Origin of the sequence: Mycobacterium europaeum (genome assembly GCF_034555895.2) — a bacterium.
In the GTDB taxonomy this organism is placed as follows: Bacteria; Actinomycetota; Actinomycetes; order Mycobacteriales; family Mycobacteriaceae; genus Mycobacterium; species Mycobacterium europaeum.
The window spans coordinates 5,595,829-5,612,428 of record NZ_CP157315.1 but is presented as its reverse complement, the minus strand read 5'-3'; the positions used below and the strand labels follow the sequence as shown (position 1 = coordinate 5,612,428).

At 63.8% G+C, this 16,600-nt stretch carries 14 protein-coding genes; 4 read left to right on the top strand and 10 right to left on the bottom strand.

Annotated elements, in window-relative coordinates:
- Positions 1-479 precede the first annotated feature (479 nt).
- The 9 genes from U8D42_RS26130 to eccB all read right to left on the bottom strand — a co-directional run bounded on the left by U8D42_RS26130 (position 480) and on the right by eccB (position 10,291).
- On the bottom strand, positions 480-1,421 hold the full coding sequence (locus U8D42_RS26130) for an ESX secretion-associated protein EspG (RefSeq protein ID WP_007172155.1): 942 nt from the start codon (positions 1,419-1,421) through the stop codon (positions 480-482).
- A complete protein-coding gene (locus U8D42_RS26125; protein WP_232060647.1) occupies positions 1,418-1,684 on the bottom strand; it encodes a hypothetical protein in 267 nt (88 codons plus the stop codon). The genes U8D42_RS26130 and U8D42_RS26125 overlap by 4 nt, the downstream gene beginning before the upstream one ends.
- Positions 1,685-1,759: 75 nt before the next feature.
- On the bottom strand, positions 1,760-2,062 hold the full coding sequence (locus U8D42_RS26120; RefSeq protein WP_007172153.1) for a WXG100 family type VII secretion target: 303 nt from the start codon (positions 2,060-2,062) through the stop codon (positions 1,760-1,762).
- A 78-nt stretch (positions 2,063-2,140) separates the two neighbouring features.
- The gene (locus tag U8D42_RS26115) at positions 2,141-3,622 is read right to left on the bottom strand and encodes a PPE family protein (RefSeq protein WP_007172152.1); all 1,482 of its coding nucleotides are present in this window, start codon (positions 3,620-3,622) and stop codon (positions 2,141-2,143) included.
- 15 nt (positions 3,623-3,637) lie between these two features.
- The gene (locus U8D42_RS26110) at positions 3,638-3,931 is read right to left on the bottom strand and encodes a PE domain-containing protein (RefSeq protein ID WP_101930858.1); all 294 of its coding nucleotides are present in this window, start codon (positions 3,929-3,931) and stop codon (positions 3,638-3,640) included.
- Between the two features lie 239 nt (positions 3,932-4,170).
- Positions 4,171-4,587: a helix-turn-helix domain-containing protein gene (locus tag U8D42_RS26105; RefSeq protein ID WP_007172150.1), complete on the bottom strand. Its 417-nt coding sequence runs from the start codon at positions 4,585-4,587 to the stop codon at positions 4,171-4,173.
- Complete coding sequence (eccCb, locus tag U8D42_RS26100) at positions 4,584-7,682, bottom strand: type VII secretion protein EccCb (RefSeq protein ID WP_007172149.1); 3,099 nt, start codon at positions 7,680-7,682, stop codon at positions 4,584-4,586. Before eccCb ends, U8D42_RS26105 begins: the two co-directional genes overlap by 4 nt.
- The gene (locus U8D42_RS26095; RefSeq protein ID WP_007172148.1) at positions 7,672-8,727 is read right to left on the bottom strand and encodes a hypothetical protein; all 1,056 of its coding nucleotides are present in this window, start codon (positions 8,725-8,727) and stop codon (positions 7,672-7,674) included. The genes eccCb and U8D42_RS26095 overlap by 11 nt, the downstream gene beginning before the upstream one ends.
- 73 nt (positions 8,728-8,800) lie before the next feature.
- Complete coding sequence (gene eccB / locus U8D42_RS26090) at positions 8,801-10,291, bottom strand: type VII secretion protein EccB (protein WP_007172147.1); 1,491 nt, start codon at positions 10,289-10,291, stop codon at positions 8,801-8,803.
- Positions 10,292-10,717: 426 nt separating this feature from the next.
- Between eccB and istA the strand changes: the two genes are divergently transcribed.
- The 4 genes from istA (at position 10,718) to U8D42_RS26065 (ending at position 13,856) form a co-directional block, all read left to right on the top strand.
- The gene (istA, locus tag U8D42_RS26085; RefSeq protein ID WP_079669096.1) at positions 10,718-12,226 is read left to right on the top strand and encodes an IS21 family transposase; all 1,509 of its coding nucleotides are present in this window, start codon (positions 10,718-10,720) and stop codon (positions 12,224-12,226) included.
- Positions 12,223-13,032 carry an IS21-like element helper ATPase IstB gene (istB, locus tag U8D42_RS26080; RefSeq protein ID WP_007172566.1) on the top strand — a complete coding sequence of 270 codons (810 nt, stop codon included), beginning with the start codon at positions 12,223-12,225 and terminating at the stop codon, positions 13,030-13,032. Before istA ends, istB begins: the two co-directional genes overlap by 4 nt.
- A gap of 294 nt (positions 13,033-13,326) precedes the next feature.
- The gene (locus U8D42_RS26070) at positions 13,327-13,554 is read left to right on the top strand and encodes a ribbon-helix-helix protein, CopG family (RefSeq protein ID WP_007172145.1); all 228 of its coding nucleotides are present in this window, start codon (positions 13,327-13,329) and stop codon (positions 13,552-13,554) included.
- Entirely contained in the window at positions 13,551-13,856 is a 306-nt protein-coding gene (locus U8D42_RS26065; protein ID WP_007172144.1) for a hypothetical protein, read from the top strand. Before U8D42_RS26070 ends, U8D42_RS26065 begins: the two co-directional genes overlap by 4 nt.
- 371 nt (positions 13,857-14,227) lie before the next feature.
- Here the strand turns inward: U8D42_RS26065 and U8D42_RS26060 are convergent, their stop codons facing one another.
- On the bottom strand, positions 14,228-16,582 hold the full coding sequence (locus U8D42_RS26060) for a hypothetical protein (protein WP_007172142.1): 2,355 nt from the start codon (positions 16,580-16,582) through the stop codon (positions 14,228-14,230).
- Positions 16,583-16,600: the final 18 nt, after the last annotated feature.

The window sequence follows — 16,600 nt, the reverse complement described above, 5'->3', positions numbered from 1 at the left end:
CTGGGCGTCCCCTGCTGATGGGGACCGGCCTGCTGCGCCCACGGAGGTGGCGGAGGGGTGTCTTGGCCCTGGGGTGCCAAGGTGCCCTCCGGGGGCGAAAACCGCGGCGGCTGCCAACCCGGGGCTTGTTGGGGCGCCGAAGACGGCGCCGGCGTCGCATCCTGGGCGGGGAGCCCAAGAGCGGCCTCCGGGGGTGAAAACCGCGGCCGCCCATCATCGCTCGTCGGTTCGCCGCTGTTGTTGGGATGGCTGGGCTCAACTGCGCCTGGCGCGGGCTGCGTCTCGGGCGGCGGACCTGCCGCCAGGCCATTGAAAAAGTCGCGTTCCTCACGCTCATGCGGACTTGTCATACCGTGTCCCCTCGTCACCAGACGTATTCGAATTTCGCTTAGCGCCACATAATTTGGCCACAGCGCGACAGTAACAACCACGGTTTTCATCCGTCTACAACGGACACCATATTCGCCTGTATCGAAATTTTATGTCCGCTGATGAGTCGCCCAGCCGCGTCCCGAGGGCAAAGTTTCGAGCAGCTCGACCACAGCCGTGTGGATTGCGTGATCGGCGCCGGGCAGCAGTGTGGTCCATTGCCTGCCGTCAGGACCAACGCTGTTGCTGACAACGACGCGGCCGATCAAGGTGTCAGCCACGGTCACCGCCATCGGCGCCCGCGCCGGGCCACTGATAGAGAATTCGGCCGCGCCGATAACCGCGCGGGTGGTGCCCCGGTCGGCGACCGCTTCGACTAGCCGCGCCTGGGGAACTGAAAGTCCAACCTCTACGAGGCCCGCGATGATGTCGATGGCGGGGTTGGCCTGCCAGGCCGACAGAACTGTATTGAGTACCGCTGCTTCGCTATTGATGCCGTGGAATTGGGCCGGGTCGGCCGGCCCTATCGTGTCGACGACGACGTGCGCGATCTCGGTCCCACCCAGCGGGGTGACCACAACCTCATCGCTGGTGTCTTGGCCCGGGCGCCAGAGCCGCGCGGCGGCCACCCACGCGTTATCGCGCCGGCACAATGTCACAACTCGCTGGGGAGGCCGCTGGGCGTACCACCGTGCCAGCGCCTCGGCGGCCTCAATCGCGTCCTCCGGGGCGGTGAAGACCGCTGGTGGGCCTTCAAGCCGCTCCGGTCGGATCTCGGGGCGGGTAATCGTCACGTCAATCTCGACGTCGGGACGCCCCAAGGCCCGCACCCAAGAGGCCACGCTGGGGTCAACCTCGCCGCCCTGACAAATCCCCGCGTTTTCGAGCACCTCCATCCCGGGGTGAGCCGCGATGGTGGCCTGCACCGCCCCAATGGGCCGGATCTTGAGGGCAGGTGGCAATTGAGCCACACCGCAAAGCGCGGCTGTCAACCACAAACCTTCCGACGTGGTCGACAGCCGCGCTGCAACCGCGGTTCCGGTCTCGGTCACAAGCCCCGGAAACCAGCCTGGACCGCGTGGTCGGTGCCCAGCGCATTCGTCGACGCGTGCCCCTGGGCCTGTCCATGGCGCTCGATCGTGGTGAACACCGCCTGGAACGCCTGATCGATCTCGTGCATGGCGACCTGGGCAGCGTCAGAACCATGCTGCGTCCAGACTGTGGCGACCTGGTTGATTGTTCCCATGGCCCGGGTACGCAGATCGTTCATGTGAGCGACCAGCTGCGCCTGGGCCGACACGTGATCGGCGATCATGGCGTGGTCGTAACGCATTGAATCCATAACCATTCTCCTCTGAAAGTCGTTCGATGTCTGAAAGATTGGCCGCGGTCAGGTCGACTGGATGGAGCCCAGCGCCGCGCGGTTCTGCGCGTTCGTTTCTTGGTACTGGTGCGCCGAGCGCTTCATTATGTCGATGACGCTCTGAAACCGCTGGCTGACCTGTTGGCCGGTCCGGTTGATGTCCTCGGTGGTGGCCATGGAGGCCAGCGCCGCATCACCACTAAACCCAGTACCGGTGAGGTTCTGGTTCATGGTGACATAACGGCCCAACGCCGACAGCACCTCTTGTTGAATGTTCGACAATTGACTTGCGCCCGAAAGCATCTGGGCGACATCGGCGTTCAACGCCATGATGGTGTATCTCCTTCACTAGCAAGTGGTTACCGCTGGTTCGATCAGTTCAGCAATGACCCGGGCCCCTGCCGGGAGTTATCCTCCCTGCCCGACGTGGACCACGCCCTCAGACGTGAGCACCGGCGCCGCATGCGCGGAGGCCGGTAGCGTGATCGTCTTATCCTGCTCGCTGACATCGGCATATTCACTGCCGCGTCCGGAGCGCCCCGTTGCCGCCATGGGTCCATACATTCCGGGCGCCATGGCTCCTCTGCCCGCTGCCGCGCCGCTTCGCAGTCCCGCAGCCGGTTGCTCGTCTGTTTCAGCGCCATCAGCCACGTCGGCCCACCAGCCGCCCGGCACGCCCACAGGCCCACCTAGCCCGCCAGCAGACGGTTTCGTCAACGCCGCGGCAACCGCTGACGCGCCCCCGGCGAAGCCGCCGTTGGCGCCACTTAGTCCCGACCACGGTGCACTGGCTGCGCTGAATCCCGGTGCTCCCCCGGCTGGGGGCCCACCCAATCCACCGGACATTCCACCGGTCAGCGCCGACAACGGGCCCATCAGGCCGCTTAGTTGGCCACTGGCACTCGACGGGAGCTGCCCCAGTGACTCCAGTGGTGAACTGAGCGAACTCATCATTTCGGTTGGCGCCTGGGTGAGTTGGCCGAGCAACGACTGTCCAGACTCTTCCAGGGGCGGCTGACCGCCTTGACCCGCCTGCAACGGTGGAGCTTTTCCCTGCGGCGCGTTACTCGTGACGCCCTGGCCGGTGCCCGTCGTTGCGGGCACGCCCTGCCCCGCGGTCGTGCCGGTGGTCGCTGGCTGCGGTGCCGGGGTTTGCCCACCAGTGGGCGACCCTGCGGCCTGCACGCCTGCTCCCGTGCCGTTGAACACGCCGCTCGAGATCCCAGTGGCCACGCCTGTGCTGATCCCACTGCCAGCCGACACCACTCCCCCACCGGCGCTAATGCCCGACCCTAAGGCCTGCACGCCAGCACCAACCCCGTCGCCGACCAACCCTGCCAAGCCGGCCGTCGCCCCCAGCGGATTGCTCATATCAGGCAACGTCGGCAAGGGAACGGTCAGCGCGCTCACGACAGGGGCCATAGCGCCCAAGTAGCCGACCATGGCCCCGGCGTTCTGCGACCAATACTCCCCATATTCAGCATTCGCCTCGGCGATCGCTGGGGTGTTGATCCCCATGAAATTTGTTGATTCCAAAGTGGCCTCGCGGACCCGGTTGGCCACCACCACTTCATGAGGAATGGTCGCGGACACGGCCGCGCTGTACGCAGTCAACCCAGTTTGGATGGTGGCCGCCGCAGTCTCTGCATGCAGCCCGGCGGTCTGCTGCCAGGCCGCCATCGGCGTGGCACTATCGAGCATCCCCATTCCGCCAGAGCCCTGGAAAACCGGCGCGGTCGCGATCGCGGTCACCGACTGCTGCATCCCTTGCTCGAAGTGCGTGGCCGCAGCAGCCGTGTAGGCGGTGATCTGTGGGACGTGCGCCGTTGGACCCGCGCCCATCCTGGTCAACCGAAATGCGTTGATCTCTGGTGGGATACCCCAGTACATCAGTGCACCGCCGCGCTACAGCGACAGCAGCGCCTTGCCGACCGCATCCATAGCGGTGTAGGTGGCCGCCGACGTAGCCACGGTGGCTGCGAACGCCTCCCGCTGAGCCACACCTAGAGCACCTGCCGCCAAGAACTGCGCGCCGTGCGCGGCGATAGCTTGAGCGAACATTGCCGACACTTCCTCGCCGCCCATCGGCAGCACAGCGCCCATCGCTGGTGCCCCAGCGGCAAGAGTGGCCGCCGTGGTCGCCCCGCCTGCGCCCTCTGATGCTGCCTGCGCCGCCAGCGCCGGCGCCTCAATGAACATCATTGCAATCCCACCCCTGTCCACATATCCCATTCGCCCCACGAGCAATAAAGCCGCCGTTTGATGCGACGATAACCGCCCCCAGGGACACCGGCAACCAAACCTCCGACATTCCACACAAGGCAACACCCCCTGTTTCCCGACACCCTCTACGGCGCCGCTCACCTGGCGAAATACCGCCACGCATCACCGAGCGACAAAGGCCCATGCCGACGCATGAATCGGTCCAGATCGACCGCTTAATCAGCTACTGAACCGCCCAGCACGAACTGCGCAGCCGCACGCGCACGCTCCTCGATGGTTTTCAGCCGCAGAATCGACTGCTCGGCAGCACCGGCGGCCGACCGCGCCTCCTCGGCAATCTCGGTGAGCCGCGCTGCGACGAGCTGGGCCGAGCGAGTCACCGGCGCGCGTGGACCCGGTAGGGGTTGGCCGGCCAACAAGGCCGCACACGTCCCGGCCTCCCAGCCCAGCGCCGAGCCGATCCTATCCAGCGTGGCCGCACGAGACGGGACCATGCCATGGTTGATCAGCCGCGAGATCGTAGGCCGCGCCACGCGCGCCAGGCGTGCCAGATCATGTTTGGACAACCCCTGTTCTAAGCGGGCTTGTTCCACCGCGTGGACGAGCAGCCACGCGGGGTCATCCTCGCTCAATGGGCGCTCGCCGGGAACGCGATCTGCACCGGCGCCACCATCCGGTCAGTGACGTACAGGCCACGACCGGGGTCAGCTGGCACGGCTTTCGTTTTGCCGACGATCGGCCCTTCATCAGGGTCGCCGTCCATTACCACGACAGGTGCTTTGGCCTTGAGCAACTCCCCGATTATCGGATTGGTCAGCGTGCGGCCCCACTGAGCGATCCGCCGCGACACGACCAGGTGCAGGCCGACCTCTTTACCCCGCGCAATAAACCGCGCCAGCGGGCCCAACGGGTATCCGGTTCCTGCCACGAACCCACCAGTGTCCCAACTAGCAAGGGTCTCTTCACGATCGATGAAGACAAAGATCTCTGGCCCGCTCCAACGCCGCGTCCCCGCAGCCAACTCCGCCTGGCTTAGGTCTGTCATCGGCATACGTTCAGTCAGGATCGCCCCCAGGCTGTCACCCAAGGCACGCACCTGGTCCTCCCGGAAAACGTAGGCGCCCAAATGTTCACCTTCGACCACGCGCAGCAACTCATTATGAGGGTCCACCACATAGATCTGGGCCTGCTCGGGCCCGTACACCCGCATCACAGCTTGGGCCACCGTGGCCAACCCGCTCGACAATCCACATTCAGGCCGACCGGTAAGCAGCAGATGCGGGGTCGCAGCGAAGTTCGCGACCGCCGGCTCCAAACCGATTTCTGAAATCCCGAACGGCACGACACCACTCCAGTCGACCCCACCCGGCCCATGCTCACGCTGCTCCCATTGCGCGAAGACCTCGTCGATACCGACGATTTTGGGCAGCATCCGTACCCGCGCGGCCGCACTGTCAGGTCCAGCGAGCCGCTGAATTGGCTCAACGGCTGCTGCCACGTCGGCGCGCCGCCCTTGCACGGTTATCTCCGGTAACCCGGCCTGAAAATGGTACCCCTCCATCGTCGTGCCGCGGCCCCTGATCTTGACCACGTTGACCTGCTCGACCTCACCGCCAGTGTCGTCCTCTTCGTCGAGGAACATCTTCTGCTCCCCGAAGGGAACGTCGCGCGCGACCTTCACATTGTTGACCGTCATGTCATCGTTGTCACCGAGCTTGAGCTCCACGTTGCTGGTGAAATTCTTGGTCATTCCTGACGGGAATTTGTTGGCCACCCAGCCACTGGTCGACACAATGGCGTGCACCCCAACATCGGGTCCTTTAGCCAAGATTCGTTCCACGTCAGAAACCAACAGCTCCCAGTTCTTCACAAACGTTGGCCAGCCATCGATCACCAAAAACACATCGCCGAACGAGTCTTGAGGCACCTCACCTGGCACGCCGCCAAATTTGCGTTCACGCAGCTTGGTTAGCGTCAGACCTAGCTTGGTGAACGCCTGCTCGCGCTGATCGATCAGCGCCAGCATCTCGGCGATGATTCGTTTGACCTGCTCGGGGTCCACCTCGCGTGCGAAACCACCGACGTGCGGCAAACCAGCTACCAGGTTGAGGTCCGGCCCGCTGAGTGCGATGACGTAGAACTGAAGCCGCCGAGGATGATACAACAAAGCGGCACCCGAGATCATCGTCGCGATGGCCACCGTCTTACCCGATTGCCCCATACCAATGACCGCGCAGTTACCTTCGGCCAGATTGGGCGCATAGACAAGCTGGCGGTGGTCGCGCGGCCTGTCTTCGATCCCGACCGGAAACATCAGCCTCGAGAGCTCGCTTTGGGCCGAGCCATAGTCGACATCCCACGGTTGGCCCCGCAACCGCCGCACCAGCTCATCAGCAGGGACCGGCTGCAGCGGCGGCAGCCACATCGCTTGCAGTGGAGGAAGATTCAGCCGATTCAAGCAATCCACCGTTGCCTGCACCTGTTTGACGGTGCGGCCATCGGCGCCAATGATGGCGCGTGGTTCCGGGATTTTGGTCTGCTCGCCCTCGCCGTCGCGGGCCATCTGCAGAGCAGGCATACCGACCGCCTGGAACTCTTGTGGCTCAAGGTAACCGGCTTCCTGCCTGGCCGCAGCAGCTGCTGCCCGTTGGGGCGGTACATAGCTCTTGAGCACGAACGCCGTCTGAAACCTCGTCAGGTTCTTGTTGGCACCTACCTTCAAAAGCCCAGCCCCAGCAGGTTTTTTGGGCAGATGATTGGCCTCATCGCTACCCAACACCTCGTGGGAATCGGTGTCGCCGACAGTTCGCAGCGCCACCCGCACCGGGATGTTACTCATGATGCCGCCCTGCATCTGGTGGCCCAGCCGCTGCGACCCCATCACGAGGCGAAGCCCCTGCGAGCGGCCCTGGCGGCCGACCTCGTCCATGACCGCTTTGGCTCCGTCATGTTCAGCGAACATCTGCGTGAACTCATCGACAATCAGCAGCAGGTGCGGCATCGGCCGCAACTTCTCCTTCTTGTGAATGCGCAAATACTCATATTCAGCGATGTCACTGACCCCAGCCCGGTCAAGCCAAGACTTGCGGCGCTCCATCTCGCCGTAGAGGACATCTTCCATCCTCACAATCCACAGGCGATCGTTACGCAAGTTGCTCATCGCCGCGACGCAGTGCGGGAATCCCGCCACCAAATGCGCCAACGCACTACCCTTAAAGTCAAACACCGCGACCTTCAACGAGTCTGGCGAATGCGTCAAACACGCCGACGTAATCAACGCCGTCAAAAACACCGATTTACCACTCCCAGTCGTGCCGACGACGACGACGTGATGGCCCATCCCCTCGAACTCGTGAGTCTCCTTCAAGTCGAGGGCCACGGGCTGTCCATTGCGTGGATCAATACCGATCGGGAACCGCATCCACTCCCGACCCCACTGCAATTCGCCCTCGTCGTCTTGCAGCGGCGGACCCAGCCGCGTCGCCGCCCAGGCCTCCTCCACATCGATATCGCCCGGATCAGCGTGGCCGAGAATCTCATACAGATCCACGACCTTCGATGCGGCGGCAGTCGAACTTTGCGTTACCCGCGAATCTGCATGGTATCTAGCCATTTTGCGCGCAAACGCGACCGCGGACGCCGTGTCCAGCGTATCGGGGAGCGCGAAAAACCCCTCCTCGTCATATGCCCCGTCGCGCTTGACATGCAATGTGAACTCAGTTGTCATCCGCCGCGCCCTCCTTGACCACTACACGCACAAAGGTCACGCCCGCGACCCCCCCAACGCCCCTGCGATTCAACGTGTCCCATTCACTATCCACACGGAGCTGGTCGTTGATCACAAGCCAATGCGGACGTACCCCGTCCGCGGCGCCAGGGTCCCCGTAATTCTTTCGAGCGCCATGCAATTCGTGACCAACCGCCGCATCCATCGCCGTCGGCGACGTCCACACCATTCGCAACGGCCCGCCACTATCAAAGAGCTTGTCGTGTTGGCAATGCGGCAACCACTTGACCCAATCCCATCGTGCTGGTTCGTCGGTGACGACCATGACTTTCAAGTCCTGCGGTGAATGGAAGCAGGCCGCCTGACAAATCATCGCCCGCACCACACCGTGGACTGTGTCCGGACCATCCTCACCCACCAACGTCATCAGCGGAATCACCTTGAGCGACAGCGGTTTAGCGATCCCACTAATCTTGGACTGCTCCAACAAAAACTTGCGCAGCGCGTCATAGCAGACTGGCTCATAATCGGCCGACTCCCCCAACCGAGGCTTAGCCAGCTTCTTCGCCAAATCCGAAGTACCGGTTCCGAAACGGACAAAACCAAAGTGCATCGCCAAGTCCTCAGCAGAACCCGATCGCTCCCACATCCGCGGCGACCCGACCAACCCACGCAGCATCGCCGGTTCGGGATGCAAGAACTGGTAATTGGCGAACTGACGCTCGGCGTCACTTTGAATCACATCACGTGTCTGGTCGAGCTCGTCCATGTAGGCACGGCGCTCTTCTTCCAACGCCTGCGGAGACAACGCCTTATCACCGCCACCAAAACGGCCCTGCATAAACACCCCGGCGAACGACACAATCATCATCACCGGCACAAACAACGAAAACAAACTCATCGGCCCCGAGCGCAGCCCCGGTTGAGTCAAGATCATGGCCATCATGCCCAAAAACGCCGCGCCCATGACTGCAGGCAAAATGATCTGCGCCTTCGTCATCGGCAACCGGCGCGGCGCGATCGGAGAATCGCGTACCGACTGCATGCCGCCATCAACTTTGGGCGCCCTCAGCCGCCGAGACGGGCTGAAACGAATCGTCGACAACCTTCTCCCCCTCCTATCCGCCGGCCCGTACGTTGGTCTTCGTCGGCAACACAGCCACCGCGTCCGACGGGCTATGCACCGTCAACGCGGCCGCCCGCGACAACTCCGGTCCCGCAGGCCACACCTGCAGCATCGACCACGGCGCCGGACGAACCTGAGATAACACCAGCCCCAACGCCTGCACGCTATTGTCGTCAAACGGCACACCATAGCGCGACCCGGTGGAGCTAGTCAGCCACATCGTCTCGCGCGCAGGCGAATCCAATGCCTGACCAGTAGTGCTAACAAACGTCGATGCACCATCACCGACCAAGACCTGATTCGCTTGCACCCCGCCATTGCCGGCACCCACCAACGGCACCATCTTCGCCCGCTGATCCGCGCGGATGGGCAACCCCCGACCCGAAATCACCGCGAGCCGCGCCTGACGCTCGCTCACACTCCACTGCCACGCCACACACGAAACCGGCCGACTGCCCGCATCAACCAGGCGCACAGGCGACCGCGGATAATAATCCACATCAAGAACATGACGCAGCGGAATATGCGCCAAATGATCCGGCGATATCTGCGGCGGCGTGGCTAAACCAAACGAATCATGCTGGCGCAGCATCGAAGCCACCACAGGCGAGACCTCTTGAACCCCATCTGCCAGCACCACATAAAAGCGGTCCGACTGTGCAGCCACATCCCGGCTCGCCACCACCGCACCGACAACAACCCCCGCCCCCAAATCCACCTGACCGGGCCCACCGGCGCCAGGCACCGCGGGAACAGCCAGCGGTCCCCCCGCCGGCAACGCGTCAAAAAGGGCCCGCGACATCCCCGTCGCCTGCGCCCCGGGCGCAATCCCCAGGGGCCCGGCGACCGCGGACTGAGACAGATCAATCGGCATCCGAACACCATTAGTCACCAGGTGTACCTGCGGCCCATAAGACAACAACAAGGCCTCGCTGCCGGCGAGCTCTCCCGCCGCCTCCCCGAGCAACAACTGCCCATTGATGCCCGTCACCAACGGCGAACCACCAACCGTCGTCGGCGCCGTGTCGCACACAGCCCAGCGCGAAACCTGCGGAGACACCACCGCCGGTGTCTCCACCGGAGCGCCCTGGATCCCCACCGTCGGCCCTTTGGGCCACTTCGCAATCTCCCCCGATGCCACAAACGTCGGCCGATCCGGCGACCCAGCAATCAGCTGCGCCGACACCAGATTCAACGCCGGATACAGTCGCTTGTCGACCACCACAAACAACGCCCCCGACGAACGATCAGCAACGATCTTCGACGAGTCGTCGATCACCCCCGCCGGGCGAAACCACCCGTACACGAACGCCCCCACCACGAGCACCACACCCAACACCGCCGACAACATCAACAGCGTGCGGTGCCAGCGAACCGGATTGATCTCCATGCTCACCGAACGGCGCAGCAACGCAAACGACAAGCGTCGCCGAACAAAGAAATGACCCGAAACCTGCGTCTTAGACGCCAACTTCAACGGCACACCGGCACCGTACCGCCCCCCGCTACACCCCCGCTACCAGCACGTCCAAATTGAATGAAAACCCAGAACACCGCAGTGGCGCCAGATCGCTACAGGTACCGGGCTTTCAGGACCTTGACCGCCAGCGATCGGAGTCCGCCCCAAAAGCGAAGTCGCCCTACCCATCAGGATCGCAGCTCACTCCTGGCCGCCGACCATCTCCTCGAGTTCGGCCATCGACTTAGTAAGGCTCGCCAGCCCGGGACGACGGCCCTATCCCGTGTGTCCGTGGCCATGAAAAAGTACCCACTGGTGGCCAAGTGGAGGTATCCGCTGGTGGCCGGATAAAAGTACCCACCCCGTGTTCGTCGTGTCGATCAGGAACTGCGGGCCCCGGTGGTGACGGTGAAGGTGCCAACCACTCATCGTCACCACCGGGGAGTTCCATTGAAGTCTGCGAGGGACCGCATGGACATCATTTCTGCTTATCAACAAGTCGGGTCATACCGCGGCGCCGCGCAGCTGTGCGGCACCACCCATAGGACCGTCAAGAAAGTCGTCGAGAAATTCGAAGCCGGTGAGAGCGCACCGCCGCGGGTCGAGCGGGCCCACAATTACGATGCGGTGGCCGATCTGGTCGCCGAGCGTGTCGAGAAGTCGGCGGGTCGGATGTCGGCGAAGCGGATGTTGCCGATCGCGAAGGCCGCCGGTTACGACGGGTCGGCACGCAACTTCCGTCGCCTCGTTGCTGAGGCGAAGGTGTTGTGGCGCAACGAACATCACCGGGGACGTCGCCCGGCGGTGTGGTCACCGGGTGAGTATCTGGTGATCGACTGGGCCCAAGCCGCACCCGGGTTGTTCCTGTTCTGCGCAGTGCTGGCGTTCTCCCGGTGGCGCTTCGTCGCGTTCGCCACCGACCAGAAGGCGTCCACGACGTTGGCGTTGATCGCCGAAGCGATGGCCGGGATAGGTGGTGTCCCGGCCCGGGTGCTGGCCGACCGGATGGCCTGTCTGAAGGGCGGCGTGGTCGCCAACGTGGTGATCCCTACCGCCGAATACGTCCGGCTGGCAGGTCATTACGGTTTCGCGCCGGACTTCTGCCATGCATCCGACCCTAAATCGAAGGGCATCGTGGAGAACTTGTGCGGCTACGCCCAACGCGACCTCGCCGTCCCGCTGCTCACCGACGCCGCCATCGCCGGGGTGCCGGTTGATCTGCGTGCTGCCAACGTTGCGGCCAGGGCGTGGTGTCTGGAGGTCAATGCCGCGGTGCATTCGGAGATCTGTGCGGTCCCCGATGAGCAACTGCTGATCGAACGGGAACTCCTGCAACCGTTGCCGTCGCTGCAACTTCGAATCGGGGCACCGTCGGTGATCCGCAAGGTCGACCGGCTGTCGTGTGTCCGGTATGCCTCGGCCCGCTACTCGGTGCCCACCCGACTGATCGGGACCAGCGTGGCCGTCGTCGTCGATCACGGCGCGCTGTGCATCGTGGAGCCCGCGACTGGGGTGATCGTGGCTGAGCACGAACTGGGTGCCCCAGGCAGCGCATCAGTCCTCGACGATCACTACGACGGTCCCCGCCCGGAACCTAGCCGCGGACCACGACCCAAAACTCATGCTGAGCAACAGTTCTGCACACTCGGCGAGGATGCTCAAGCATTCCTGGTCGGGGCCGCCGCGATCGGCAACACTCGGCTGGGCTCCGAACTGGAAGTCCTACTGGCGTTGGGCGCCGCCCACGGCACCGACGCCTTGGTCGGCGCGCTTCGCCGGGCGGTCGCGTTCCGGAGGTTCCGCGCGATCGACGTGCGGTCCATCCTGGCCGCCGGCGCCGGAACGCCGCAGCCCCGCCCCGCCGGGGATGCGTTGATCCTGGACCTCCCAGTCGCCCCGACCCGATCCCTGGCTGCCTACACGGTCAACCCGGCCGCAGACGGTGGTGCCACGTCATGAACGGCACGCCAGCCAAGGCAACCAAACCCGTTGCACCACTGTCCACTCCGCAATTCGCCGCTGATCTCGACGCCGGGCTGCGGCGGCTCAAGCTCGCCGCGATCCGGCGCACCGCCCCCGAAGTCCTAATCACCGCCAAGACCCAGCGCTGGACCCCCGAAGAAGTGCTACGGACCCTCGTCGAGACCGAACTGGCGGCACGGGATGCCTCCAACGTCGTCAACCGGCTCAAGGCTGCCGGGTTCCCGGTCACCAAGACCTTGGAGTCCTTCGACGTGGCCGCATCGTCGATTCAGCCCAAGGTGTTCGACTACCTGTCGAGCCTGGAATGGGTTCGCACACAACAGAATCTGGCGATCATCGGACCGGCTGGGACCGGCAAGTCCCACACCCTGATCGGACTGGGGGTCGCTGCGATTCATGCTGGGCACAAGGTCCGGTACTTCACCGCCGCCGACCTCGTCGAAACCCTCTACCGCGGCTTGGCCGACAACACCGTCGGCAAGATCATCGAATCCCTGCTCCGTGTCGATCTGATCATCCTCGACGAACTGGGCTTCGCCCCACTCGACGACACCGGCACCCAGCTGCTGTTCCGCCTCGTCGCCGGCGCCTACGAACGCCGCTCCCTGGCCATCGGCTCGCACTGGCCCTTCCAAGAGTGGGGTCGATTCCTGCCCGAGCAGACCACCGCCGTCAGCATCTTGGACCGGCTCCTGCATCACGCCACCGTCGTCATCACCGACGGCCAGTCCTACCGAATGAAGGACGCCCAACACCGGAAGGAGAACCCCCAACCAATCTAAGAATCACTGCACGGGGTGGGTACTTTTATCCGGCCACCAGCGGGTACTTCTACTTGGCCATTGACACCGTGCGACGGCCGCCATGAGGCGGCGCGCATTCTCACGCGAACCTAGCAGGTACACCGTTTCGCGCCCCGAATCGTCGTCATCGGCGTACATGGGCCCGTCCGTAACCGTGACTGGCAAGCTGAATCTGTGGTAGGTCGTCCTCGCACCATTTAACGCAACCTGCGTCGGCGCCACCAGCCGGAGTACCCTCACGACAACTGTCCTGCTCAGAGTAGGATAAATGGTATGGCGAAAGCCAAAGTGTCCGTAATGATTGAAGAGGCCGTGCTGGCGGCGGCCGATGCGGACGCCCAGGCGGCCGGGCTGAATCGTTCAGAGATGATCGAACGAGCCCTGCACAACGAGCATCTCCGAATCTCGCTCGAGAACTACACAACACACACTGTGCCAACGCTCGACATCGACGCCTACGCGGAGAAGGTCTATCAGGCGAACCGGGCCGCTGGCCTGTGATCACACCCGGAGACATCACGCCAGGCCGCGACACCAACCAGGAACTGTACGTTGTCGTACTATCTAACACGATTCACCTCGCAGCCGCCACCGGCCAGGTGATCATCTGCCCCTTCATTCCCGGTGAAATCCCCAGCAGCACAATGGCTATGATCGTCACAGTGCTGCAACCCAAAGGGGTTGTCTTACCGGAGCTCATCCAGTGGCTTCCTGTCGCGGCCCTCGACCAACCCATCGGCAATATCGGCGGCATCGCGCTCGCTGACACGACCACGACCGCCGTCACCGCGCTCATTTCCTGACCCTCAACGTACTATCCCCGATCGCAACTTGCCCCCAATCCGATAAGAATGTCCCCGAGATTGCGTGAGAACAGACACCAATTTCTCGGGCAACCCTGCGCGCGTGGCCGCGGCGGTGGATGGATGGGTGCTTCCAGCGAATACCGCTTATTTCGTCACTGTGACGACTCGGCGTCTCTCCTCCAACGATCCGGCCATCACCTCGATCGCCAAATCGAGGCCCAGCTACCACGTACTTATAAGGCGTGCTCCTATAACGGTTTTCGCCAGCGCTCGGCGGTCAATCCTGATCACTGCATCCCACGTCGCACGCCGCGGCACCTCACGCTACGCCGCAGCCGAGCTCGGATTCGACCACGCGCCATAACAATTCAAATTTGGTGCCAAAATCTCCATGGGTAGGCCGTCGCCGCAGCGTAGACCATATCCGCTACGTCGACCGGTCGCCGCTCCCAACCCTGCAGCAACTCCATCGTGCGTGCGGTGACCCACTGCGCCTGATAACGCTCGCGATCTCCTGTGGAGGCCTCCGGCCGAGGCCGGTTCGCGCTGAGGTTCACGTAGTACACGGTTGAGGCGATCCGGTACTGGTTCCATACCTCCTCCGAGATGTGGTCGCCGGTGCCCAGCACATCCCACATCTGCCGCAGATCGAGCGTCATCTCCCCCGACATCTTCACAGCTTCGATCATCTGCACAGCCAGCGGCACAACGACCTGATTTTCAACCATGCGCGTCTCAGGTTCAGTGGAGGTCGTCTGCTGAACCCGGGCATACACCTCCGGGTGCAACGCTTCGAGACGATGCATATGCATATCGTCGAGAATCGGGCGGATGTAAGCACCGTCATCGAATTCGCGTTGACAAACCGCGTATTCGACCCCTGGCACCCGACCGTAGGGGCTGTCCGCGGTTACTGCCATGGCAACCAGATGCGTTCCGCCGCGGCCGCGCAGCCGTGCATATTCGGCTAGCACCTCGGCAGGATCGGATGACCCGAACCAGCCTTCCCGAAATTGGTTGTCTACCAACTTATCTGCCGTCAACAGACGGGCAGTACGTGGCAAGAACACTCCCCGCGGAATGTAACCAAAGCCTTCGTTGGACATCACCACGCACTCGGTGGCCCCGCCAGCCTCGCGGCGAAATACGCCCACGGCCCACTCAATGCACGCGTAATTAACAATGTCGCTGTCACGACGGAGCTTGCGCGCCAACACTTTTGCGGTTGCCAGTTCGGCTGACTCCGGTCGTCCACGGTTGCGGGCGCCAGCTCCGGCGCTGACAACACTTGCCGGCACAACCACCGCCCCACCCGATCCGACCGTCGATCCAGCTGCCGGCCCGGTTGTCGGCGCGGAGCCACCCGGTGTGGCCGTGTTGCCAGCAGGGGCGACGGGGGCTGCAGCACTTGCGCCACCCGCAGCTACGGGGGCCGCGGGAGCGCCCATACCCGGGGGCGGAAGCATCATCGCCGCCGGTGCAGCACTCGTCGGCCCGCCAGACGTGGCAAGCCCCGGCGCTGCGGGGCTGACTGCCGGAGGGGTCGCACCTGCTCCTGTCAACCCGGCCGAAGGAACGCCCGCACCCGAAGTCAGCCCTGCCGCTGGAGTTGCGGCTGCTTGCCCTGCGGCCGGCGTTCCAGTGCCGGTCGCAGGCGGCAGCGACCCCAACGCCGATCCGGCTGAAAGTCCTTGGGAGAACGCCGGTCCCAACTGTGCCGGTGCCCCGGCTGCTGGTGCGGCATTAGCGGGCAGGTTCCCCAGCCCGGCAGCCTGAGTACCGGGCAGCTGCCCCATACCGCCGGGCAGCCCGCCCAAGCCCCCACCAGAGCCCAGGCCTCCCATGCCACCCCCACCGGGCATCGATCCAAGTCCCCCCGTCATCGACGTCAACCCCGGCGGGAAACCAACAGACTGAATCCCGCTGCCACCACCACCCGGCATCGGCATCTGCCCGGCACCCGGATAAGGGCTCCCCATCACCGCAGGAGTGGATCCTGGTCCCGTCGTCGCCGGCTCGCCGTCCTCGCCCTTCGCTGCACCACTGTGGCGCGGCGTGTGCCCATTACCTATTCCCTGCGGATTGCCAGTGCCGTTGGGGTTCGCGGGGTCGCCGTTGTCATCACCTAGTCCGGAGCCCTCTTTGCCTGTGGGTACGGCTATTCCGCCTCCGCCGCTATGGGGCAAGACGGGGTCTTGAGGTGCCGGACCGCCTAGGCGTGAGGTAAGAGCCGTGATATCGGTGCCTGCAGTGTGCTCGAAAACTCCGGCCTTGGCTGTAGCGGCTCCTACCGCGCTGGTCGTCAGGGCTCGGGCGTGCGTGTGCCAGCGCGCCGCGATCTCCTGCTGTTGTATCGCGTTCTTGGCCTGCGACAGTTCAGCATTGGCTTTCATCAAGACGTTCCGTTGGGCGGTTTGCGCGTCGCGGTAAACGCCAGCGACTCCGTTGAAATAATCTGCCGCCGCGTTGTATATCTCGACCATCCGGCCGTAGTCTGCGGCCAATTGGCGATTCTTTTCGTGCCCAGCTTCCCAACCGGGCGATTGTGCGGCCTCTTCGCGCATCGCATTGGCGGCTTTGAGCTGCTGCTGCAGCTCACCGACTTTCTCCGCCAACGCCGCGTAGTGCGCCGCTTGGGTCTCCAACGGCTCTGCTGCTGGCGGCACCATATCCGGGGTGATGATGATGTTCCCAGCGATACTGGTTGCGGGCACATCCGCCACGGCTCCCTCTTCCTCACA

Excerpts from the sequence above, each read along its gene's own strand:
- U8D42_RS26115 (WP_007172152.1), bottom strand. The coding sequence starts at position 3,622 with ATGTACTGGGGTATCCCACCAGAGATCAACGCATTTCGGTTGACCAGG.
- U8D42_RS26125 (WP_232060647.1), bottom strand. The coding sequence starts at position 1,684 with ATGATCGCCGATCACGTGTCGGCCCAGGCGCAGCTGGTCGCTCACATG.
- U8D42_RS26095 (WP_007172148.1), bottom strand. The coding sequence starts at position 8,727 with ATGCAGTCGGTACGCGATTCTCCGATCGCGCCGCGCCGGTTGCCGATG.
- U8D42_RS26070 (WP_007172145.1), top strand. The coding sequence starts at position 13,327 with ATGGCGAAAGCCAAAGTGTCCGTAATGATTGAAGAGGCCGTGCTGGCG.
- U8D42_RS26110 (WP_101930858.1), bottom strand. The coding sequence starts at position 3,931 with ATGTTCATTGAGGCGCCGGCGCTGGCGGCGCAGGCAGCATCAGAGGGC.
- U8D42_RS26120 (WP_007172153.1), bottom strand. The coding sequence starts at position 2,062 with ATGGCGTTGAACGCCGATGTCGCCCAGATGCTTTCGGGCGCAAGTCAA.
- istB (WP_007172566.1), top strand. The coding sequence starts at position 12,223 with ATGAACGGCACGCCAGCCAAGGCAACCAAACCCGTTGCACCACTGTCC.
- eccCb (WP_007172149.1), bottom strand. The coding sequence starts at position 7,682 with ATGACAACTGAGTTCACATTGCATGTCAAGCGCGACGGGGCATATGAC.